The sequence below is a fragment of the Sporocytophaga myxococcoides genome (genome assembly GCF_000775915.1).
GTDB classification, from domain to species: Bacteria; Bacteroidota; Bacteroidia; order Cytophagales; family Cytophagaceae; genus Sporocytophaga; species Sporocytophaga myxococcoides_A.
In genome coordinates, this window is sequence record NZ_BBLT01000013.1 from 72,943 (window position 1) to 96,643 (window position 23,701).

Below are 23,701 nucleotides of genomic sequence, written 5' to 3' on the forward strand. Positions count from 1 at the left end.
GGGTTTAAAAGATAGAGATGAAAGCTTATAATTCATTATATCCTTAAGCCCGAAAAGATAGTCATGAACAAATCAGGATTATCTAATGCCCTTTAAATGTTTATCAGCTTTTGCCAATTAACGATCGCTCAGACTTACGAATTTAAGGACATTATAACAATTAGCACATATAGGCTTAAATCCTGGTACTATAAGACCATGTTTTGCAAGAACAAATAAAATTTTAATATTACTAAAACAAAAAAAATATAATTTATCATACATACAAAAAAAATAGGCTTTTAACTCACAAAAGACGAACACTTCACCAAAAAACACCCTATAAACAAACATTTAAAACAAATTATTTTCTCAAATAGAAAAATAAATTATAATACATAAAAATATTTTTTATTACATTGAGTCACATTTTTACTTAAAGGGTAATGTATTTCACTACTCCTATTTCAGAATTTTTATTAAATCTTTAACCAATTAAACTATGAAAAAAAGACACACTTTACTTCTATTTTTAATCTGTAGCATGTTTGCATTGCACAGCAAAGCCACTAAAATAACAGTAACTTCTGAGCAGGATTCGATACCGGGTTCTCTACGATTTGCTATAGACCATGCGCAATCCGGAGATACCATTATTTTCTCCTCAGAATTAGCAGGTGGCAAAATTACACTTACAAAAGGAGCTCTTGTGATTAACAAAGCTCTGGTAATTGTTGGTCCCGGAGAAAATAATCTTAGACTAAGTGGAAATAGACAATTTGCTATTTTTAAAATAACCCCCAACGGAAATCTTAACCTTTCAGGAGTCACAATAACTGAATGCAGTAATAAACGGTTTGAAGGTGAACCAGGTGGATCAATTTATAATCAGGGAGTACTTTCAGCTCGTCAAATTCTGATTACTAAAAATGAAGCTGGAGCTCTATTTAACCTTGGTACATTAACTCTTTTAAAATCTAAAATTATAGATAATTATGTCGTCAGTGATATGTATCCTGGAGGTTCAGCTAGTTTATCCAATACAGGTACAGCAACTATTGACGAATGTACTTTTGACAGCAATGATGGCTACAATTATTTTATAGGTGACGGGTTCGGTGGTATAGGGAATTCAGGTACAATGAAGATAACTAATAGTACCATAAGTAGAAACAATGGTGGAATAGGTAACAGTGGCACACTAGATTTAAAAAACAGTACCGTCAGCAATAATCTTAGATCTGGCAAAGGGATAAGTGGAGGAGGTATTGTAAATGATGGTATCTTAAATATGGAATATTGTACAATAGCCCACAATATTGCAAGTCATCAGGGAGGTAATTCTGGTAGTGGCATAATGAATTACGATGTTTTAAGTGTTAAAGGATGTATTATAGCCAAAAACGGCCCTCAATGGAATTATGATGTAATGAAAATTTATCTTGAGTTTAATGATGGATCATATCAAAATATCTATGAAACATTACACCTGGATGTAAATAACTTTCCCTCAGCCACCATTATAGATCTGGGGTACAACTTTATTGGCATTAATGATGATCAAAACTTTACTGCTACTACCAATAAAATGGGAAACAGATTTTTTCCCTTAGATCCTCTTATTGGACCATTTAAAAACAATGGGGGATCAACAGAGACTCACGCCCTTCTCGAAGGTAGCCCTTGCATTAATGGCGGACTTAACTCCGGTGCAGTAACCTTTGACCAGCGTGGAGTTCAAAGAACCCGTCCGGACATCGGAGCTTATGAATTTATAAACCTTCCTGCAATCTCCATTACTAATCCATTAAATGGAGCTACGTTTACAACACAATCAGACATACTTATAAAGGCTGAATTTATTGAGGAAGCTCCTCTTCTTATAATCAACAATACTTCAGGTTACAAAAAACTGAAAATTGGATTTGACTCCACCGGACTTTATCAAGGTAGTCGTAATGTTCTTGCAGGAGGAAATACAAAACTGGAAATTACGCTCAAAGATTTTAATGGCAATACTGAATGGAACAAGCTGCAAATACGCCCTAATGGTAATGGCATCAATCAAATACCACTTTCAAAGTACATCCCGATCGGAGGTATAGGAAATGAATTTACTACCATCACTATACCTTTATCAGATTTTAAAGGGATTGATTTCACCAAACTTACCTTGCTTGAACTTCCATACAGTAATAATGCAAAGCCTTATAAAATCGGAATAAAAAAGATTGAATTTACAGGAGGGGCAACTCCATTTTTATGGTTTGGAGGGTCTCAAATTAACAACAACTTTACCGGAACTGGCACCGGAGGGGATCTTTATGCATATATCTTACCAGCTACCTCCCCTGAATATATCAGCAAGGTAGAATTTTACAAAGGAACGGATAAATTGGGAGAAGACTATACTGCTCCTTATTCAATCACCTGGGCAGATGCAGAGGAAGGGGAATATAACCTTACTGCTATAGCATTCTCTGATTTCGGGGATACTATATCATCCATTCCTGTTCAAATAAAAGTTGAAGAGCAATATTATGTGACAAACAGCCGTTCAGGGATCTTGAATAGTTCAGGTTTTTCTTTTTACCCTAACCCCGTTTCAGGCAAAATTACACTCTCTTCCGAATACAATAATGCTGAGATTTTGATTACGGATATGAATGGTACTATTTCGCACCAAGGAAATTATGAACATATTGATGGAAGAGAAATCGATCTTTCATCTTTAAGTCCGGGCGTTTATTTTTTAAAAATTGAGGATCAGAAAAAACAGATCAATAAAGTTATGAAACTTGTAAAAATATAGTGCTAAATTCGGGAAGTAAAGGGGTGCTATTTGCAGCTCTTTACTTGCCTATTATTCTTTATGTATACACATTCAGATATCGCTCGGATCGTCAACACTATCAGCGAAAACTACTCCCCCCTCACCGACTCTTGTAAATCGGACATTCAGAACAAAACAAAAATTTTAATACTGGAAAATCCTGATGTTATTGTTAAAGAAGGACAATATGCAGACAAGGCTTATTTCCTTATTAAAGGATGTGCAAGAGCCTTTTATCTTAAAGACGGAAAGGATGTTTCTGACTGGTTTGCTTTTGAAGGTGATTTTATTTGTTCTATCAACAGTTTCTTTTTAAATATTCCAAGTCCACATGCAATAGAAACCCTTGAACCTTCTGTGTTGCTGGAACTTTCAAGAGAGCACATCCAATCCTTTTCTGATCAATATCATGACTTTGAGAAACTTCTCAATAAAGTAGTTGTTAAAACGATGCTCCAATTACAGCAGCGCATTGCATCCATTCAGTTTGAAACGGCTCATCAAAAGTTTGAGAACCTCTTAAAAATTACCCCGGACATCACCAACAGGGTCCCACTTACTCACATAGCATCTTATCTGGGTATTACATTAGAGACATTGAGCAGAATCCGAAACCCTAAAAACCGAATTTGATTTATATCAAATGAATTCCAGAAAAGAAGTTTGACCTTTGATAAAAATTAACATTGAGATGAAAAAAGGACATTACTTTTCAGGAATATTTATAGCCGTTTTTGTTGGCATACATTTATTGAACCACCTGATAGGTTTGGGGGGAATAAAAGAACATATTGAATTTATGGAAAAATTAAGGGTTTATTACCGAAATATTTTCATTGAATTGATCTTGTTGGGAGCTATTATTTTTCAGATTTTTTCGGGCTTAAGTCTTTTTCGGACCAAAATAAAAACAGCTAATTCTTCATTTGAAAAAATTCAGGTCTGGTCAGGGCTTTATCTCGCAGTATTCTTCTCTTTCCATATCTTTGCTGTTGTCTTTGGAAGATATCTTCTACACCTTGAAACCAACTATTACTTTGGAGCAGCTGGCTTGAATATCTTTCCTTTTAATTTATTCTTTCTGCCTTATTATGCGCTGGCAATACTTTCATTTTTCGGACATATTGCTGCAACACACAGCAAAAGAATGAATAGGAATTTTCTGGGTCTTGATCCAAAGAGCCAGGCTAAGATTATGATCGGCACAGGATTTTTGGTTACCATGCTGATTTTTTGTGCGATGACTGATTACTTTAAAGGTGTAAAAATTCCTCAGGCCTATGACGTCCTTATCGGAAAATATGGGATTCTTTTAGGAAAATAAACACTACTTCATTTTAATAAAAATACAGATTGATCATCTTTCAGATTAAATATGATTTAAAAAAAATAAAACAGAGTTGGTTACTTTTTCTTCCTTTTAGATGCCTTAGCCTTGCTATTAAATTCCAGACACAGCTCAATCCAGTATTCAAGATCTTTTTTCTTCTGGATGCCATCTGGGTTAACATAGCAATACCCTTTAATCTCTTTATCTTTCATGGTCATTGGTAAATAACCAGGTTTCCTTTTAATTTCCTGTTGTTTTTCGGGATCAAACCGGCACATCAGGTTTTCTCCGCTTACATTTACACACATCTTATCATTGACCATGAATGCCAGTCCTCTGAACATTTTTTTTTCTTCAATTTTTAGGCCTGGTATTTCAGACAGATAGTTCCTTACTCTGTCTGCAAGTTTTAGATCAAAAGACATATTGGATACTATTAATTTTTACAAAAAACTGAAGTCTCCTGTTATCGGTAATTTAATTATAATCCCCTCTTTGTAAAAGCTCCGGTATTGAATACTTCTGTTTTAATGAATCAATTACCTCTACAATGTTTTCATGAATGACACAAAAATTTTCTTTATCCTGATCAAGGTTAGCTTTTTGTTCCTTTACAAAATCAGTGATATCAGTAACAGATTTGATAAAACTATTATTAAATTTTACAAGTGCAGTTCCTTTGATGCCAATCTGCACAGCCCTGCGTTTAAGTTTATCCCCAGTGGGACCATGATCAGGATCCCACTGAATTCTCACTTCACTTGTATTTAACTGAGTCCTCCATTCTTGTAGACTTCCAAATCGACTATCATAACTTGTCAAAACACCAAGCTCCAGCAATTCTAAGAATCCATTTATAGATATTTCAATTGCCAATATTCTGTTTTGATTTTCTTTTTCAGCCCAACTGCTTCGGTACATCATCCAGAGAAAATTAGGTTTAATCCAGGTCATTCTTGAAAAGCTGTAATCTGCACCACCGAACTTCTGATTGGCTATTGCATAATCTGCAATTCTATCATTGAATGCCTGGTACACAATAATAGAAGAATCTCTTACTTGACCAAGTATGTAATTACCTTCCTGAGGTAGATCATTTTCGTAATTGATATATGGTATAATATTTAGGTTCATTATAATTTAAAACATCTGGCAGCTATCCAGGTCGATCTCAAAATACGATTAATCTTCCTGAAATTATCAAAAAGCCTTAATATGAAAAAACTTCGATTATAAAATTCCCGTTCCAATACAATGGTCTCAAGCATCCAAAATGACAGCATCAGAAAGAAAAAAACTTACAGAAAATTTCCTTAGCAGTCATGGGCTTCCTGTTTTTGACAATTGGCCGCCTTTAGAGGAAGAAAATGATATAACCTTAAAAACACCCCAGGAAATTGCAGAACGCATCCTGATTCTCTCCTATTTGAATTGTACAGCCTTTGATCCAGGGCTGAGAAATAAGATAATTGGCTTTCTGCATGAAGAAGGGCTTTGGGATAAGATATCTCTACAGGAAAAATTACTCTTTGAAAAGTCAGAATTTAATGATGATGAAATAGCGATCATAGCCTGGCGTGCAGAGTCAATATGGATATTGCTGTGGTCAATAAACAAATCCAATCAACTGAATTTTCCACCTGAGGAGGTGAATTTCAATACGATATTCGAGCACCTTCCTCCATTTTTGAATAATGCTGAAGACTTTATAACTTCTGCAACTCTCAGGCATGCAACCGAAATATTAGACCAGGCTGACCTGCTTTTCAGACTTAACTGGACTTTCTACCAGGCTCATACTAATAATTTAGATATCCCTGAACTAAACCAGGGGATTGTATTTGAAAGATATTTTGCAATAAACTGGGTTATAAACTTTCGAAAAACATGGGATGAATGACTGTCTAATAACTTTCCACATTCCATGGATTCAGAGTTATATGGGAAAAATGAACAGAACAAAGGAAGTAAAATTTAACAGAACATAAAGCTTTTTCCCATCGCTATCAACAAAAAAAGCCGGATAGTCACCGGCTCTTGATTTTACTAATGAGTTAAAGTACTTCTTATCTAGCTATTATTTTTTGATGATCTTGATTGCATCTACTCTATCTTCAGAAACAATTTTCAGAATATATGCTCCTGGCTTAATGGCTGACAAATCATAGGTATTTTTCAAATCACCACTTTCATTCAGTAAAACATTTCCTTGCAAATCAAACAAGCTTAGATTTCCCTTTTGGATTTTATAATCATGAATATTTAAAACATTTTCTACAGGAATCGGGAAGACCGTCAAGATTCGTTCAACATTTATATCTGGAATAGACAGAACTTCCAGTTTTCCAGTCAGGCTAAGGATGAAATTAGAATTATAGTTCCCCCCATTAGGATCATAAACTCTGATAAAATATGTTTGATGTATTGTCAGATTATCACTTTGCCAAATTTCCTCTCCACCTTCACCATTATTATCAACGCAGGCAATATTATTACCAGCACAATCGGAAACGATATTTAAAACCAGATCATTTCCATCCAAAGGATTTAATTTTATTGTTGCAGCTTTTGAAGCAGCAGTAAATTTATACCAGACATCATTGGCTTCTCCAGATCCGTTACAAGGTCCCTTAGATTGAGATGCGTTTTCAAGTGAACCTGTAATACTGTTTATGTCTTCAGTAACAGGAATGACGATTGCAAATGCACAATCGTCGTTTGAAATTGCAACTGGCCCTGAAGTTCTCGAAATTTGGAAGCCCGCTGTCACTGATGCCACATTTTCAGCTGTAAATACCCGAATTAGATACTCTCTACCTGGTGTAAGATTATTTAATGATAGAACTTCAACTTTATTTCTTCCTCCCGCATTAACACATCCGATAACCTGACCATTACAAGCATCAAAGGCTTGTATTACCCCATCAAAATAAGGTGTTGGAAAGAGGCTAAATGCTTCCTGAGCTGAACTTGCAGTAAATTTATACCAGACATCGTCATCCGGAGTACCTGAGCAAGGAGCCGCATAACCTGATGATGCAGTAGCAGCATCCACTGTCCCTGATAATGTATCGTTCCCAATAATTTCAATAGCTCCACTGCATTCATCGTTTGAAGGAGCCGGAGGATCATATACGCAAAGCTGAAATGTCTGGCTTTTGGATAAAGGTTGATAATAATTGAAAACCCTGAAATAATATGTCTGGTCTGGATTTAAATCATGAAAAGCCAGTTTAAGAGCCATATTATGTTTAAGTGTTGTGGTACAACCTATAGCTTTTCCACCACATCCATCGAACACCTCCATAACAGCCCGGTAATTATGTGAAGCATGAGCGTTAAGAATAACATTGGAGCTCTTAGGAACAAATGAATACCAGATGTCATCATTATCTGCAGCTCCATTTGCGCAACTTGGAGTAAGACCAGATCCAGTAGCACCTTCCTGGCTTTCTGTTTTATTCATACAATAATCAGTGACTGTTACCGGTTTAGCCTGAGCACAATTATCATTAGGCGGTGGTATGGCCGTATAAACCCTTATTTGAAAGTCTGTAGTAGCTGGCATACCATTACCAATATCATATACCCTCACATAGTAAGTGTTTCCAGGGATATAATAATTTAGGGGAAGTTTCTCTACTTTCCCTATTTTCCCTTCACTGGCACAATCCATAGATGTCAGACTTGAACATTCACCTGAAAAAACCTCCAGAACTGCGTTGAATTGTTCTGATCCTTGCGCAGCTATGATAAGGTATGGTGAAGTTGCCTGAAACTTATACCATACATCATCATCTGAATTTCCTCCAGCTTGTCCGGCAGTAGCAGCGCAACCTCCCATAGACCTGGTTGCGCCCTTAACATTCCCGCTTACATAAGAGGCATCAACGGTAAGGTCAATTGCACCTGAACAGTTATCATTTATTGGTGCCTGGGCCTTACTATCAGTCAAAAACAAAAAAAATAAAACAGTAGAACTTAAAACAAACAAGTATTTACAATTGTAACATTTCTCCATGACCTTTTTTATTTAAGTACAAAATGTGCTTAAATAACTTAAGGATAAATACAATGTTTTACTATAGATTTGACTTCACTGAGGGATAAAATCTTGACCAGGTTAAAAAGTTGTGGAAATAAAAAGCCCGAAGATTACATTCCTCCGGGCTTAAAGCTTTATTTATTTCTAATGATTTTTCTGATTTGCAGTAATATCCTCCTTAAGCCCTGCCGGTTTCTTTAAGATGACTGAGGTGTGATCCCAGTGCTGCAGAGAAGGTTGGATATTCATTGTACTGCACATTTAGTTCCATACAGACACGTTTCACAATCTTATTTAATTCCGGATAGTGAACATGACTAATATTTGGAAAAAGGTGATGTTCAACCTGAAAATTCAATCCTCCGGTATACCATGTGACTAAAGGATTATTTGTCGCAAAATTAGAAGTTGTTTTTAATTGGTGAACCGCCCATTCATCCTCCACTTTTCCTTCTGCAGGAGGCTCAGAGAATTCTGTATTTTCAACAACATGCGCTAGCTGAAAAACTACTGAAAGCACCAGCCCAAGGACAAAATGAAATACCAAAAAACCTGTTAAAGTAACGAACCAACCATTGAAAATGGCAGGTATAATCAAATATGCTGCTATATATCCAACTTTGGTAAACCAAAAAACAATATGGTCAGAAGTTTTAAACCTGGTCATCTTCAGATTCCCGATTTTCCCACTAAAGTATTTTATATAATCAAGAAGAAATACCCAAAGTAATGAAGATAGCCCATAAATGAAGAAACTATAAAGATGCTGGTATTTATGCATGTAAGATTTTTTCTGCATAGTATTCAGCCTGAAAACCGGCATCTGAGCAATATCCTGATCATATCCTTCAATATTCGTATAGGTATGATGAATCATATTATGCTTATTTTTCCATAATATGGCATCTCCTCCCAGAAGATTGATGCTGTAAGCTGCAAGATTATTCAACCATTTCTTTTTTGAAAAACTTCCATGAGCTCCATCATGCATCAGATTAAATCCCAGAGCTGCGGCTGCAAAACCCATTATCGCATAGAGACATAAAGCAACTCCCAATGAAATGGCACCAAAAAGTATCGTGAAATAACAAATGAAAAAGATTGAAATGAAGGTAAGGGCTTTTAAATATAAGCCGGAATTACCTGTTGCTTCCTTACCTGTTTCATCAAAATAGCTCTTTGTTTGTTTTCTGAGCTCCAATAAAACCGGTCGTGAAATATTACTAAAACACAACTTCTCCTTGCTGACAACTTTTGGAGATTCTAAATTTACCATGAATAGTTTTTTAAAAGACCTTGAAAAAATTTACCCTCTTGGTCTTTGGATTTTTGCAAAATTACCACAATATAACTCTTGTATTTGGTAAATAGTGCATTTTATAGCTATAAATAACTTAATTCCCTTAAACTTTTTCTAAATCCTACAACCGTTCAAAAAAATACTTTTACTTTTTATAGATTATATCTCTGTAACTAAATGGATATAAGCTTGCAAGTTCAATCACTTTTACGATTATCTTCCTCCAATCCTCGGAAGAGTTTTTCAATATTTGTTTCAAAAAATATTCATATTTCAAGTTATTAAAAACAGAAAATAAAGTAGAATAAAATTGTCTCAACCCGGCAGGTATTGAAGAAAAACTTAAACATTAGGATACTATTGTTCATTCAATGCATTTGGAAAAATTTTTCTAAACTTTCCAGGAAGCTCTGTCTGAAATCTCATTTCCTTGTTTGTGACGGGATGTGTAAAAGCCAATACCCATGCATGAAGTCCAAGGCGCTTGATGGGGTTTACTGTAGACCCATATTTTTTATCCCCTATTATAGGATGACCAATATCCTGCATATGAACTCTGATCTGATTCTTTTTGCCTGTTTCTATATTTACTTTCACGAGACTGTAATTGTCTTTACTCATGAGTATTTCATATTTGGTAATTGCCTTTTCAGAACCTGGAACAGGACTTTTACCTGAATGAACTTTATAAGTTTTGCTTTCTTTCAAATAAGAGCTAATTGTATCCTTATCCTTTTCTGGAACACCTTGTACAATAGCAAGATAAGTACGTTCTGTTACATTATTATTCCAATCTTTCTGTAATAGTTCTTGTATATGCTGACTTTTAGCATACATCATTACACCTGAAGTATCACGATCAAGGCGATGGACTATGAAAATTCGATTGCTATAATGCTGTGTCTTCAGATATTTGCTTAACAAACTATATGCAGTTTCATCAGTCCCATATTCCGTAGCTATTGACAAAAGGCCTTCTGCTTTATTGATGACTATTAAATCCTTATCTTCGTATATAATTTTTATTCCAGGAATATTAATCTCTGCCCTGTTGTTTCCCTTGTCAATTGATACTTCCTGTCCTTTAGCAAGAGGAGTATTATATTGACTTACAGGCTTACCATCCACATAAATCTGCTTATGTGTTAATAAAGATTTGATATGCGTCCTGCTTTTATGTGGCAACATTTCCATGAGGAATTTCATAAGATCTGTATCCGCAGCTACTTTAAAGATCAATGGTTTAGATGATTTAGTCTGAAAGCCGGTACTTTTTTTATTCTTCATTTGCAGATTTAATAAAGGAAGTTCTATTGATTTGTCCTCTGCCTGTCTCTCTCGACAGTCATTTTTTTCTCCTAAATTAATAATTTTGAAAAGCTATAGTAAATCTTAGCTTCCCTTTATTTATTGATTTAGATTAGATATACTTACATCGGCAAGCATTTAAATAAAGAAGTCCGATTTTTATGAATAGAAACCATACAAAAAAGAAAGAGATATTTAAATTTGTACAAACAATCGACATGTTTATAATTGTTTTCATAACTAATAAATAAAAACTTCAAAATATAAAATGGCAAAGTGTAATTTCAGCATTGAATTTAATGAACCTATAGACGGCCTTATAGAAAAAGCAAAGACAGGCATTACTGCTAAAGGAGGAAAATTTGAAGGCGATACATTAAATGGAAATTATGCTATTCAGACTCAGTTAGGATCAATAGAGGGCAGCTATAAAGTAATTATAGGGGCAGTAGTTTTTGAAATTACCGACAAACCTTTTTTTGTTCCATGTGGTAAAATAGAAGAGGAACTAAGAAAATACTTAAACCCGTCGATACCAGGTTTAGCATAAAGTTAAAGGCGAACCTTTATTCTTATTAAAACTAAGCAAAATAGCCAGTTTTGTAACTGCAATTTTGCTTAGTTTTACAATTATTAATATTCTTCTATAGAGTATAGTGAAGTAGAGCTCACAGCACTATCCATGTGCACATGCTTAGCTTTAAAAACTAATTTTAAAGATTATTTTTTTTAATTAATGAACTTGCCGGTTCAGACTTCAATGAGAAAGATTTTAATTGACTTTCTTTTAATTAATGCCTATTTAATGGTTACCTTACCAAACTTCTCTGATCCTCCTTTTACAAAATGCATTAGCAATCCATTATTTTTATCCAGAAAGAAATTTTGACTATGGGGATAAAATGAAAAGTCTTTATTCTCATACAAAAAGGTTTTATTCAATTGGCCCGATTTACTTAATGAATAGCATACTACATTAGCTCCGTCTAATTTTCTTATAGGTTCATAAGTTCCTCCCACATATTCTTTATAGTCAAATTTAGCATTTTTGGGATGCTCAAGAAACAGGAAGTAAACATCATCATTAAACACGACACTGTTATAGGAGATAGCCTTATCGCTTGTTGATTTGGGAATAGTTTTCATCCACTCGATTTTGCCTTCAGGATTGATTTTAGTAACTATGATTTCATCGCTTACATTATATGTGGTATTGGATTTAACTGTATATGATACGGAAGCAATAAAATAACTTGCATTTTCAGTAAACAGAATATCATCTGCTGTATACAATTTATCACCTGGAAGAAACGGAGTGACTATATTCATATAACTTAAACTTATATAAACTTCCTTTGATAAATATGTTTCAAAGGAGCTGATTATAGCAAACTTTTCCATATCTATTTTATAGGTAAAAATTCCAACTTTTCTTTCTACTAATTGCTTTGGTTTTTTTTCTTTAATTACTTCATCCTTAAACATCCCATTAATAGAAATGGTATTGTCAAAAGAATTAATCTTTAAAACCCCATTGTGCATCTCTTTTTGAGAACTTAGGTTCAGCTCAATAGCCTTCATTCCTTTGGATTTAAATGGAATAGAGCCTAAGGCTAACCCTACTTTGTCCGAAGATGTTAAATAATTAAAAGAGAAGTAAAAGTTTCCAGAATTATCTATTACATAATTCCCGCTATATATACCACCTCTTCCATATTCTTTGGGCAAGGTAAAATTATTTAATGGTTCTAAAGTATTTGCATCACATATTAGTACAGAAACATGCTGTGGGGCTTTTCTTAACCTTATCTCATTTATAAGAGCTACTTTTTTTCTATCAGGAGACAAAGAAAGGTGAAAAAAACTTGTTTCCGGATCTTCAACAAAAGTTCTCATAATTTCTTTTTCTTTGCTCAAAACACCATTTTTATCTACCGAAATACTTAATAGCATTTTTTCCTTTTCTTTTCCGTAATATGCCCCAAAAAAAACATAAACTTTTCCATTCATGGCATAAGAGTTTACCTGGAAATGAGCAGGATCGGTTTCTGCACCATCTATTCCATCAAGCTCAAGGTTTACAGAAAATTTCTGAGCAAAATTATTTTTATTATATGCTTCAACATAATATTTAGTACCCTTTCCAAGCGTTTTTATTTTTAAAACATAAAATAAGTCATCATCTGCACCCAGAATGCCTTTATACTTTGCAGTTCTGTCCATTGCCACCGAATTGCCTTGAGTTAAGGAAATATCTATTTGTCCATACAAAGGAAAAACCAACCAAAGAGCTATAAAAAAAACTAGTAGTGTTTTAAAAAATAGTGAATTCATTATAATTATTTACCAAAATATGTGTTAAACTTTATTTTACATACTCCTATGAAGTATTTGTGATTTTACGAAACTTTTACAATCGGGGTATATTGATTCTTAAAAACAGAGTTTAAATGTTAAAATTCAAAAATATTATTATTCCCGGATAGTATAAGGTTTTAGGAATTTAAAAGGAATCATAAAAACTCCTCAAATTATTTCTTCCTGCTTTATTAAAGATAAGTTTGTAATGAATTTCAAGGCATGTGTTAATTGAATTCTATTTGTTTGGTCTTACTAATTTAGCAAGTTTCGGAGGAGCTACCGAACAATAAGCTACCTTCAATGCGTCTTCAAATACTCTCCTATTTACACCTTTCATTTCTATTATAGTCCAGCCTTGTTTGCCCCATTTATTCTCGACCGGATATATAAACATTTTAGCAGCGAAAGAAAAGAGATCCTGATCAATTTCAGAAAGTTTGATAATTGCTCTTTTATTTTTCCCATCAAACGTTGCAAAAATTTTCTTTTTAACTCTGAAAGAGATTTTTTCAAAGTGTGGCTCCTCTGTAACCTCCGGAAATGAAAGGGCTAATTTTCTTAAAATATTAATTGTTACCATTTAAGATGGTGTTAAAATTGTCTTTAAAATTCTACATTCATTTTTTCCATGATTCCGAAAAAATCTATGCGGATAGACTTGCAATATAAATCTATTGTAACATTATTATTTAAATCCTAACAACTTACTTCCCGTTCTTCCTGTTAATTTTTGTGATATCAGATCTTTTCCTGATATCACGAAAAAGGTTTAAAGAATTCTTCCTCTACACAAAGAAACCCAATATTTCTTAGTCTTAACTGACTTTTGAAAAGTATTACTGTTTCATCATCTTTATGACATGTCGTTCATGTTCCGTAGTTATTATCAAAAAGTATAAACCCGGAGGTAAATGAGTGGTATTGGTACTTTCATTCGTAACAGCTTGGATCACGATATTTCCAGTTGCATCAGAAATGTATCCATGAGCATTTAAAGGTAAGTTTACCGATATTTCCCTATCAAAAGGATTGCGGTTGGCGTTAATGATCTTATTATTCTGAAGCTTAGTATTGGCAGAGATTGGGCATAATTCAAGACTTTCAAGTAAGTCAATTCCTGTGTTGCCACCAAAACATATTCCGCTGTTATTTTGCAGAGCACTACCTCCAATTACCATTACAATCTTTTTTATTTTCAATGATATGTATTCCTTTTGAATCAGTTACAATAATTTGTTCTCCCTCAATAACTATTCCTGAACCAAAATTTAACGAGTTAATAGCGGCATCCGCATATATAGTCTGTATTTTTGTCCATATATTTCCTATTCTTTTGAAAATAGAAATAGCACCCATACTTTTGTCCTCCGGTTTTTTATAACCAGGAATACCAACTACCAATATATCGTCCTTGAGGCCTACGTAGTTTCCAAAATTATTATATGCCACAGGATTTTCTTCTGATAAAATCTGCTTTAAAAGCCATTGGCTATTTAACTTTTGATACAAATGAACAGCCCCCGCATTGTTTAATACTTTATCTTCTTCATTGATTGAACTATAATAATTATAACCTAATGCCATCCAATCTCCGTCTATTGACAACACATTGCCATAATACATATCTTTATTGGTGATGCTGTCTGTAAATGTCTGTGTATTTACCCACTCGCCATTGGGCTTTAACTTATATTCTTTCACTCTCTGGTTTAGGTAGTTGTATACACTTGTAACAAACAGACTATCTCTGTTATGAGACGATTGACCATCTATCCCTAAAATTTCAGGATCGGTAATGGTGTCATGAATTATCCAGCTGCCATTTTCTTGTCTTTGATAGATATGTACAAATCTTGGATAGCCATTATTGTGCGATATAGTAGCCTTGCCATTATAAACATTAAGATTTTTACCTCCATAATAATTATAAGTAGCATCTTCCGGAGATGAGGTTATCTGCTCCTCGTACCAAATACCATCTTCTCCTTTATGGTAAAAATAGACACCTCCTTTTTCCTTTACATTATTTAAATTAAAAGTAGACTCCCCATCACTATTTTACTCATTTTGAAGATGTTTAAAAATAAAATCCTCATCAAAATAACCACCGTTACAACTCCTGCCAATCGCAGGATACCAAAACATCAATTGTAATCAAAATATCTAAAAAAAATTGTCGAAAAGAATATTGTATATTGTATGTCTTTTAGAAATTAGAATTCGTAAATAATCTATATCAATAGAAAGAATTCAAAGCCATTTAATCTTATTATTTGAAATTCATGAAGTACTTTTTCACAAAAGCAGGGTATTTTTTACCTATCCTGTTCCTAAGTCTTATTCATTGCAAAACCAAGAATGAAGATCACGTAAATCCTTCAAAAGCAAACGGATCTGGAGAAATCATTTATCAAAGCTCCTATAAACCTTCATCAGATGGCGTTACTTTAGCGAAGGTCATCTCCGGCAGTGATACGATTTACTACTTCGGATCAACCAATGAAAACGGTAAGATGAAATCCGTTAACGGTTATTTTCTATATAACCCGATCACCAAAATCACATCTAAAATTGCAGTTGATAAAACGACTAATACGATCTCAATCTCCGAATCGGCTGATGATAATAGCCTTCAGAAAGTTTATCTGGAGTTAAAGCCACTAGACGATACGTTAGTTGAAGCAACCGCTTATGAAATTTTGCACCAAACCTCTGAGCGAAAAATTCTGTTTCAATATTTGAGAAAGAAAGAGCCTTCTTCCCAAAAAATTGCCAGATCAGAAGAAGATGATGAATTGGTAAAAGAAATTCAGGACCTCCAAATTGCTGCAATGAACAGCACGCATCAGTATGGTATAGTTGGCATGCTGAGCGAACTTGATAAAAGCATTAAGAACGGCAGTATTAAAACTAATCTTGGACCTGAAATTGAAGGCATGCTATCAAGAATCAAGAGTGCATCAGCAACGGAAGAAAGTTATTGGGATAAACTAAGTGCATTCATTAAAAACCTAAGATCAGACCTTAAAGACAAATTGACTCCTGATATTTACAAGGCGTGGAAAATACTTGATAAGTATGAGCTTTACTCAACTTCCGGAGATAACCAGACTATAGTCTTTGGTAAATCACTGAAAGAGCCATTGGTTGGAGCGATACAATTTGACGGAGAGCCGGCAGCTAATGTGACTGTGGTTATAAAGCTTGAAGCCGGATCTGTAGTAAAAGAAATAATAACAACTTCGGATGAATTTGGCCAGATTACCTTTGAAAATCTTAGTACTAAAATATCTGATGAAGATTCCGGAATTGATCATATTGATGTAACCTTTTACAAAGGAGGATTGCTGAATAAAAAAACAACTTTTACTATCAACTTAAAGAAAAGACCTCGTCTGAGTCTTATCAAATTTGAAGAAACCGATAATCAAACCGGAGAAATAAAACAGTTCCTGAAGAAGCCTTTAGGTGTTATGATCACCGTTGATGATGGCACTTATGGTGTTGGTTATACAGTAAAGTGGTCTGACCCTATAGGAAATGGGTTTTCTTTTCCTTCTTCATCTATCACTGATATTACAGGCATCACTAAAAATAATCTTATCGTAGCTGATCATGAGCCTTATAAAGTAACAGCAGAGATAGTAAAATCTGATGAATATGTAGTCCTTAACAATGTAGAGTTTACCATTTTCCCAAACCCATGTCCTGATTTTGCTGAAATGAAAGGCGAATGGACTATGAATTTTGGGACTTCTTCTCTGGAAAAATATCATATGACATTTTACGATGACCACAGCGGCATTATCCATTCAGGAGTGGATGGAAGCGGTACACCGTATGAAAATAAAGAATGTAGTCCTACGTATCATTTTACATGGACTATTCAAAAAGGTGGCCATTGTTATTTACTATTAAACTTGCCTAATAGAGGCTGGCAAATATATGCGGACTATGAGAGCAAGGGTAATTTAAAATTTACCAATAGCTTTAATACATGCTACTCTTGTACACCTCCCCCCAACTGTCCGTAATGAATTGATAGCAGCGTGATACAATAGTTAATTAAAAAGAAGCCTTCATGTTATTTTCCTGAAGGTTTCATTTTTAACGGGTACTTATCTCCTCTCCTAATATCCATTTTTTGATAAGCTTTTCATTGCTGCTGATATTACACATCACAAATGTTCGGGAGGTTGCAAAGGCTTTGGATTCAGAGGCTTTTTCGCGCACCACTGCAACAGGGTCAAAATAGCTGGAATGAATAAAATAAACTTCCGGACCTTCATACAACAAAAATCCAACATGGTTGTCGAGGCCTATGACATATAATCCGTCTTGTATTTTTCCTTTGGTTTTCTGAAGGAATTGTTGCGCATTTATTCCTCTATAAGTCAGAACAGAATCGCCGCTGCTTATTCTCTTTACAATCTCTAATGAATATTCTTGAGCAAGCTTATACCGGTTTAAATTAAAGCCACAGTGCTTAAGGGTAGTAGAAACAAAATAGCCACAGGCAATAATGCCCTCTCCGGGTTTATCTGAGTAGCCATTGAAGTCCCATTTGGTGCCATACCAATAGGAAAAAATGGTATCCGTTAAGCTCTTATGCAGGTATTTACCTGCTTCGGAAAGGACTACTTTTTTTCCTGTTAAGGTAGCAGCTTGATACACTACTTTATACTTCTGTCTTTGAGACTGAACATTAGTTTTAACAGTTTCATACCTCTCTTTATCAATAGGAGCATTTTCATTACCAGCAAAGGAACATAAAAGAAACGGTATAGCGAGAATAAAGAATTTATTCATATGAAGCCTTATAATAATATAATATCATAATGCCAATATTGAAAAAAGATACAGACGGAAAAAGGATGATTTAGGGAAGAAGGTGTTTGCCTTAGGGAAAAAGGAAGTTAGCTTAGGAAAATGTGGCCAGTTGAGCTGCTTTTATTATTATTACATCGTTTTATACAGCTCTAAACTGGCTCTCATTGGAAAAATTTTAATTCTTATTAATTTTATTTTTAATATCAATTCCTCTCAGAAGTTACTCCATCATATTCTTCTTTACTTGTTTCCGCATCTTTTTTTGTTTTTTGTACAGTCCCATCTTTATGATGTGGTGGGGAATAAATAGTGTACATTTTTAATTCTTTAGAAGCATCTGTATTTATTACATTATGCTTAGCGCCTGCAGGAATTATAATTGCATCGCCATCCTTTACTTCATATTCTGTTCCGTCTATAATACACTTTCCCTTTCCACCTTCAAAGCGGAAAAATTGATCTATATCCGGATGTATTTCTTCTCCGATTTCTTCTTTAGGTTTTAAACTCATTAGAACAAGTTGGGAATGCGTTGAAGTATATAATACCTTGCGAAAATCTTTGTTCTCCAAAGTATTTTTTTCAATATTTATCTTAAATCCTTTGACTTTTTTTGATTCTTCGGTTATCATAGAATCTGATTCTTTTAATCTTTTCAGGTTGTTACCTTCACTGTCAGAACAGCTCGTAATACTAGTCGTTCCAAGCACTAATAAGGGTAAGGAAAATATTCCAATACCTAGTATATTGATTTGTAAAATCCTCATAAAGTATTTATTTAAGTAATATTATTCCATGAATTAAGGATTGAAAACAGGAATCTAACTTTCATATCTTTGGATTGTTTAATCTCTGCTTTCATCACCATCAATCATATGTAATTCTGTAGTATTTGGGCTTTCACCTTGAAACTTTCTCCAAGGGAAAAACTCTTTTTTTGGTGAGGCAGCAGCAGAGGTGTGTGGATTTATAAAAAATTACTAATACTTCTCCGTCAAATAACGAAATATAACTCACCGGCGGAGTATTATGATACAAGCTTGTTCTGGTGAAGCCTAACCTATTCCTCCTTGCTGAGTCCATTTCCAATCAGACTTTAGGACATCATTATCAACCTTCTCAGCTCTTACCCATGTCCTTAAAAAGGATCGCTTTCCATCGACCTCTTTCTCTGAAGAATGGTCTTTATCCTTTTCTTGATCTAATTTCATACTCATCCTTCGTTTCAACGGTCGATCATTTGATGTCATTTTAGTTTCCTCCATGTTCTTGGGAATTGAAACAATACCGAAATTATCATGTCCAGCAATATGGATCAACTTCTCGATTTCTTCATCACTTAATACTCTTCCTTCCGGATCCATGGAACGTAGTTCATTTCTATCATACTTAGCATTGGGGTTTTCGATTTTTTTAAGTACACTCAACCAATCCTGCCCATCAAACCCTTCGCCATCTGGCAGATAACTTTCATAACTCCAGTTTATCCAACGTTTACTCCATTTGTCATATGCTGTTTTATACTCTCTGTATTTATCTACATCTCTATCTCTAAGAAACGCATGGATAGCACTTCCTTTTACTTTTCTATGCTCTGTTGTTGGTGAAGAATGATTGATCATTTCGTCAACAAATGCAACAAATCCATATTCTGGTATTTCCACAACTTCTATTATCTGAGGTTGGGCCAATTGACTCATTACTGTTTTCTTATCCTTAAGAAACTCTTTAGGCAAGCTTTTAGCAATATTTGCAAGGTGCTCTTTACTTTCCATCGGATTAACCAAATATTCCGGACCGATCATTTTCTTTTTATTCATATAATTGAGATTCACAAACAAAGTAGTGCCTAGAGTATCTTTATGAAAATAATTATTGGTAGATGTTCTTGTCCTGTAATATTGAACCTCTACCACAACCTTCCATCCATATTTTGCTTTACTCCCAAAATTACTTTCCTTCAGATATTCCAGCTGATTTGCCTGATCCATTGTAGTCAAGGTATTGACTATTATTTTCTTCTTCAGATCATTGTTTAACAACTCATATATACCTCTTCTTACTGATCCGTTACCAAGGTTCTCAAGTCGACAGCAGCTTATAAGATGTTTTAAACTTTTAAATCTTTGCAACGGAGGCAATATAATTCCCCCCAGACACACACCGGAATTATATTGGGTCTTCTCCATCATATTCTTTTTATCAATCTCCATCACATCCTCAAAGATTGCCTCAAGGTCTTCATGAATATTCTTTGCCAGTTCAATATCTTGCTTACCTACTTTGGGTTCTGCCATATTTTCATCTTCAAGAACCTTGGTAGATTTTTTATTCCTTTGTGCTACATTGGACCTAGCTTCTTTCTTCTGAACAGGAGGCTGAGCGCTGCCTGAAACTTTAAGGGCTTTCTCTCCCATTACATCTGCTTCATGCTCTAATCCTTCATCATCATTAATGCTCACCTTTTCCTTCATCTGTAAGGTGGGTTGCACTCTTCCCTGCTTCTGCTGTACAACATGCCAGGCTTCATGTGGCAAATGCTTTTCCTGCCCGGATGCTACATGAATATCCGTTCCCTGAGCATAAGCCTGTGCCTGCAGCTGCTCCGGCTTGTCAGAGTTGTAATGCACCTTTACATCGTTCATGGAGATTCCTGAAAGGTTTTCTACGCCTGACTTCAGATCATCGGGCAAACCTGTATTATTCTCTTTAGCCTCGTTTTCTTTGAGCTGGATATTTTCATCTTCTTCTTTTTTCAACTGAATACCCGGAGAAGCGCTCATTGACTGCATGACAGCATTACCATAGCCATTATTCTGAATATGATCAGGACCTGTACCTGTTATCTTTCCATATGCCATCGCATTAACTGCATTTGAAGCAGATCTGGAAGAATGACTAAGACCGCGATGAGGAGCGTTTTCTTTATAAGATTTCTCTGATGGCATAACGAATCGAATTTATTTCTCTGAAAATCAACAGAATTCTTACCAGCAATATAAAACAAATTCAGTTACAGAAATTAACCGATTTGTTTACCGGAATTAAAAAGCCCGAAGAAATTATTCTTCGGGCTCCGTGGTTTCCTGTAATTTCCGGTCTTTCACCCAAACACATTTTAAATTATTGCTTTATTGAAGGAAATTCTATGATCAGAAATTGTTAATCCAGGTAGTTTATTACAGATATTCATTATGCCACCTAAATGCTATTGATTCTTTACTTCCTAATCCTCTCTTCACATTTTGTTTTTACCAAATCCCGCAGCACCTCTACTCTCTCACTCAGATACTCAAGATCTTCTTTGCTTATGGAGTATGACTTTTTGTATCTGGCGTCAATGTAAGCTTTCTTGAGCAGCTTAAATCGTTCGTCTTGTTCAGGGGTTAGACGTGGAAAAACATTTTTAAAATCAGCACTGATGGCTTCAACCTGGCTTCCGAGCTCCTCTATATCGTGGATCTTTTCTTTATATCCTGTGAAGACCAATAACAAGGCAGTATAATATCTTTCTGTCGCCTGATGGAGTTCAAAAGCTGCTTTCTTGTAGCTTTCCCGTTGAAAAGCATTATTAAAATCTATTAAAAATTCTCCCGCACTTTCAAACCACAAATCATATTCTTCCTTAGCTCTTGCCTTTACTTTTTCAGGATCTATAAACTCCGGAACTGCAATAGGAGAATCAATGTTTCTTCCATTGTCATAAAGAATAATACCTTCTTTCACAACATCTATAAAAAAATAGCTTCCATGAGCAAGTTCTCTTTTCAGATATCCCCAACTATGATGGATAAGATTTACCGGAGCCGTAGTATGTAACTGACTAACATATTTCTCAAGCTCTCTCCACTTATTGGATAAGGCATTATCGAGCTTGGTCTCTGTAACTACGAGAATATCATAGTCGCTTTTATATCCATAAAGAATACCGTCTTCGGTATACTCATCCTCCACCCAGTTACCACGGGCATACGAGCCAAAAAGCAAAACATAATCTGGCTGCATTTGCTCTACAATATGATCAGTGATGAGCTTTAACTCTTCTCTTTTGTGCTCCGGCAGGAGTTCTAGGCTGGTTTTCAAAATACTGAATTCAATTAATAAACATGAATTTATAAAAAAAAACTTTGAGATTGATAAGAAAATGGGGTAAATGGAGGGAGGTTTTAATAGCGGGGTGCAAAAAACTTGCAAGTCCAATTCAATTTAAAACCATTTGCAATAAAAATGCGAATACTAATATTCATGCCTCTACACCATAAAATTTCAACAAATACAATCGCACGACAACCTGTAAAGGAAATAAATATAGGCCAGCTGGACATTTATTCCACTGGGATACCAATTAAACTATCGTCATTAAACGTAATTATTTTAAACATAAAATCTATTTCTTCTTTTACAATTAACTGAACCCAATCTGGAAACTCCCACTTTACATTTCTCTTTAAATAGCTAAGAAAATCTGCTAAATCTAAACTATTATAAGCCCCAATAAAAATTCTGGCTTCAGCATACTTATCGCCTCCATACCAAGCTTTGGGCAAGCTTGAATCATTAATAGAAATAATTCTGAACTTTTTTCCATAATATTCATACTGATTAATTTGCTTTAAAGATCCACTCCTCATCTTCAGAATAAGAACAAACTAGTATTAAAGTTGTAACAACACTCATTATTTTATTTCTTTTCACTTGAAAGGCGTAACACAACAGGAAAACATTCGTTATCCCCGGTTAAATCTTGTCACTATCCGGATAGCTAGACCTAAGATTGTCATCAACAAGCCCGTTATCAAAATTCTCTCCGCAATAATACTATGCCGATTATACTCTGCAACTAAATAGTCGGGTGCATCTTGATATGGTATTCCAGCAAAAAATATTTCATAAATAACACCAATAGCTAGGACAACTAATCCTATCCAAATCAGGTATTTGTTTACTTTTACCATTAGACTAGATAATTCATTTAAGAAGCTTAATTTAATATTATTTTCATTATAATACGTAAGTCAATAGGACTGGTCCTCTTTTCTCTGTTTTGCAATGGTTAATATAAACCTTAAATCAATTATTTAATTAAAAAAAACCTCTTAGCTATTGCCGATATCGTTCTCCTCAGAAGCCTCAAACCAGAGAAGTGGCCTTCTATTCCTCGATTACAGGATTACAAGGAGAGAGAAATGGATCATCAAACCATTTAAGTTCCACTCTTGCTAATCTTAGTACTCTATATTGATTATAATAATTGTCATCCTCATCATTCCATACATATAATAATCCATAAGAGCCTTCTGCTAGATCCCTTATTAATTCAAACAACCCGATAGCTTCATCCACATCAATAGAGCAATGATTGGTATAGCCAGCCAAAGTTACCTGAAAATAACCATTTAGAACTTTTAGAACTAATATTCGATTATCTGCATCTATCTCTCTGACCCTAGAACTGATTGTATTAATCACATTTCCCCTAAGTTTATCTTCATTCTCACCATCAGTGCTATAAGCAATTTTAATCCATCCGTGATAATTTACCATATTGAATTTGTATCGTATTATGAAAAGGACCTATAAGTTATAGTAATGTCATTTGTTATCCCAGTTATGCTTCAAGAAACAATTTAAGGTCTCTGAACCGCTCTTCGAAATTTGTAATTTTAGCTCCTATCATTGGATTTTTAATCCGTAATAATACTCTAAATGCCTATT

At 34.6% G+C, this 23,701-nt stretch carries 21 protein-coding genes; 6 read left to right on the forward strand and 15 right to left on the reverse strand.

Features of this window, described 5'->3' with window-relative positions; genetic code table 11:
* Positions 1-481: 481 nt before the first annotated feature.
* The 3 genes from MYP_RS22805 to MYP_RS22815 are packed head-to-tail and all read left to right on the forward strand — an operon-like array spanning position 482 to position 4,136.
* Entirely contained in the window at positions 482-2,791 is a 2,310-nt protein-coding gene (locus MYP_RS22805; RefSeq protein WP_081990641.1) for a choice-of-anchor Q domain-containing protein, read from the forward strand.
* A gap of 60 nt (positions 2,792-2,851) precedes the next feature.
* Complete coding sequence (locus MYP_RS22810) at positions 2,852-3,445, forward strand: Crp/Fnr family transcriptional regulator (protein WP_045468967.1); 594 nt, start codon at positions 2,852-2,854, stop codon at positions 3,443-3,445.
* 58 nt (positions 3,446-3,503) lie between these two features.
* Positions 3,504-4,136: a hypothetical protein gene (locus MYP_RS22815; RefSeq protein ID WP_045468969.1), complete on the forward strand. Its 633-nt coding sequence runs from the start codon at positions 3,504-3,506 to the stop codon at positions 4,134-4,136.
* An 80-nt stretch (positions 4,137-4,216) separates the two neighbouring features.
* Here MYP_RS22815 and MYP_RS22820 read toward each other — a convergent pair whose 3' ends face one another.
* Together MYP_RS22820 and MYP_RS22825 are read right to left on the reverse strand one after the other, a co-directional pair.
* Positions 4,217-4,567, reverse strand: a complete 351-nt coding sequence (locus MYP_RS22820) for a TfoX/Sxy family protein (protein ID WP_045468971.1) — start codon at positions 4,565-4,567, stop codon at positions 4,217-4,219.
* Positions 4,568-4,619: 52 nt separating this feature from the next.
* Positions 4,620-5,276: a DUF4291 domain-containing protein gene (locus tag MYP_RS22825; RefSeq protein ID WP_045468974.1), complete on the reverse strand. Its 657-nt coding sequence runs from the start codon at positions 5,274-5,276 to the stop codon at positions 4,620-4,622.
* A 139-nt stretch (positions 5,277-5,415) separates the two neighbouring features.
* Between MYP_RS22825 and MYP_RS22830 the strand changes: the two genes are divergently transcribed.
* Positions 5,416-6,042 (forward strand): DUF4272 domain-containing protein, encoded by a 627-nt coding sequence (locus tag MYP_RS22830; protein WP_045468976.1) that lies wholly within the window; start codon positions 5,416-5,418, stop codon positions 6,040-6,042.
* Positions 6,043-6,219: 177 nt separating this feature from the next.
* On the opposite strand, the gene MYP_RS22835 is transcribed toward MYP_RS22830, so the two are convergent.
* From MYP_RS22835 to MYP_RS22845, 3 genes are all read right to left on the reverse strand, one after another.
* Positions 6,220-8,097, reverse strand: a complete 1,878-nt coding sequence (locus MYP_RS22835) for a T9SS type A sorting domain-containing protein (protein ID WP_197060168.1) — start codon at positions 8,095-8,097, stop codon at positions 6,220-6,222.
* 268 nt (positions 8,098-8,365) lie between these two features.
* Positions 8,366-9,463, reverse strand: a complete 1,098-nt coding sequence (locus tag MYP_RS22840; RefSeq protein WP_081990642.1) for a fatty acid desaturase family protein — start codon at positions 9,461-9,463, stop codon at positions 8,366-8,368.
* Positions 9,464-9,844: 381 nt separating this feature from the next.
* Positions 9,845-10,774 carry an RluA family pseudouridine synthase gene (locus tag MYP_RS22845; RefSeq protein ID WP_045468979.1) on the reverse strand — a complete coding sequence of 310 codons (930 nt, stop codon included), beginning with the start codon at positions 10,772-10,774 and terminating at the stop codon, positions 9,845-9,847.
* Between the two features lie 289 nt (positions 10,775-11,063).
* Between MYP_RS22845 and MYP_RS22850 the strand changes: the two genes are divergently transcribed.
* Positions 11,064-11,345 carry a hypothetical protein gene (locus MYP_RS22850; RefSeq protein WP_045468981.1) on the forward strand — a complete coding sequence of 94 codons (282 nt, stop codon included), beginning with the start codon at positions 11,064-11,066 and terminating at the stop codon, positions 11,343-11,345.
* A gap of 248 nt (positions 11,346-11,593) precedes the next feature.
* Here MYP_RS22850 and MYP_RS22855 read toward each other — a convergent pair whose 3' ends face one another.
* From MYP_RS22855 to MYP_RS22870, 4 genes are all read right to left on the reverse strand, one after another.
* A complete protein-coding gene (locus MYP_RS22855; protein ID WP_045468983.1) occupies positions 11,594-13,129 on the reverse strand; it encodes a hypothetical protein in 1,536 nt (511 codons plus the stop codon).
* Between the two features lie 262 nt (positions 13,130-13,391).
* A complete protein-coding gene (locus tag MYP_RS22860) occupies positions 13,392-13,736 on the reverse strand; it encodes an MmcQ/YjbR family DNA-binding protein (protein ID WP_045468986.1) in 345 nt (114 codons plus the stop codon).
* Positions 13,737-13,992: 256 nt separating this feature from the next.
* Complete coding sequence (locus MYP_RS22865; RefSeq protein WP_197060169.1) at positions 13,993-14,334, reverse strand: T9SS type A sorting domain-containing protein; 342 nt, start codon at positions 14,332-14,334, stop codon at positions 13,993-13,995.
* Entirely contained in the window at positions 14,318-14,857 is a 540-nt protein-coding gene (locus MYP_RS22870) for a hypothetical protein (protein ID WP_045468992.1), read from the reverse strand. The genes MYP_RS22865 and MYP_RS22870 overlap by 17 nt, the downstream gene beginning before the upstream one ends.
* A 581-nt stretch (positions 14,858-15,438) precedes the next feature.
* On the opposite strand from MYP_RS22870, the gene MYP_RS22875 reads away from it, so the two are divergent.
* The gene (locus tag MYP_RS22875; RefSeq protein WP_045468996.1) at positions 15,439-17,190 is read left to right on the forward strand and encodes a hypothetical protein; all 1,752 of its coding nucleotides are present in this window, start codon (positions 15,439-15,441) and stop codon (positions 17,188-17,190) included.
* Between the two features lie 73 nt (positions 17,191-17,263).
* Here MYP_RS22875 and MYP_RS22880 read toward each other — a convergent pair whose 3' ends face one another.
* The 6 genes from MYP_RS22880 to MYP_RS22910 form a co-directional block, all read right to left on the reverse strand.
* Complete coding sequence (locus MYP_RS22880) at positions 17,264-17,965, reverse strand: hypothetical protein (protein WP_052430451.1); 702 nt, start codon at positions 17,963-17,965, stop codon at positions 17,264-17,266.
* 224 nt (positions 17,966-18,189) lie between these two features.
* The gene (locus MYP_RS22885) at positions 18,190-18,753 is read right to left on the reverse strand and encodes a cupin domain-containing protein (RefSeq protein ID WP_197060170.1); all 564 of its coding nucleotides are present in this window, start codon (positions 18,751-18,753) and stop codon (positions 18,190-18,192) included.
* A 288-nt stretch (positions 18,754-19,041) separates the two neighbouring features.
* Positions 19,042-20,934 (reverse strand): eCIS core domain-containing protein, encoded by a 1,893-nt coding sequence (locus MYP_RS25885; RefSeq protein WP_081990643.1) that lies wholly within the window; start codon positions 20,932-20,934, stop codon positions 19,042-19,044.
* Positions 20,935-21,205: 271 nt separating this feature from the next.
* A complete protein-coding gene (locus MYP_RS22895; RefSeq protein ID WP_052430452.1) occupies positions 21,206-22,069 on the reverse strand; it encodes a HEPN domain-containing protein in 864 nt (287 codons plus the stop codon).
* 242 nt (positions 22,070-22,311) lie between these two features.
* Positions 22,312-22,617, reverse strand: a complete 306-nt coding sequence (locus MYP_RS22900; protein ID WP_045468998.1) for a hypothetical protein — start codon at positions 22,615-22,617, stop codon at positions 22,312-22,314.
* 520 nt (positions 22,618-23,137) lie between these two features.
* Positions 23,138-23,530 (reverse strand): Imm7 family immunity protein, encoded by a 393-nt coding sequence (locus tag MYP_RS22910; protein WP_045469004.1) that lies wholly within the window; start codon positions 23,528-23,530, stop codon positions 23,138-23,140.
* Positions 23,531-23,701 lie beyond the last annotated feature (171 nt).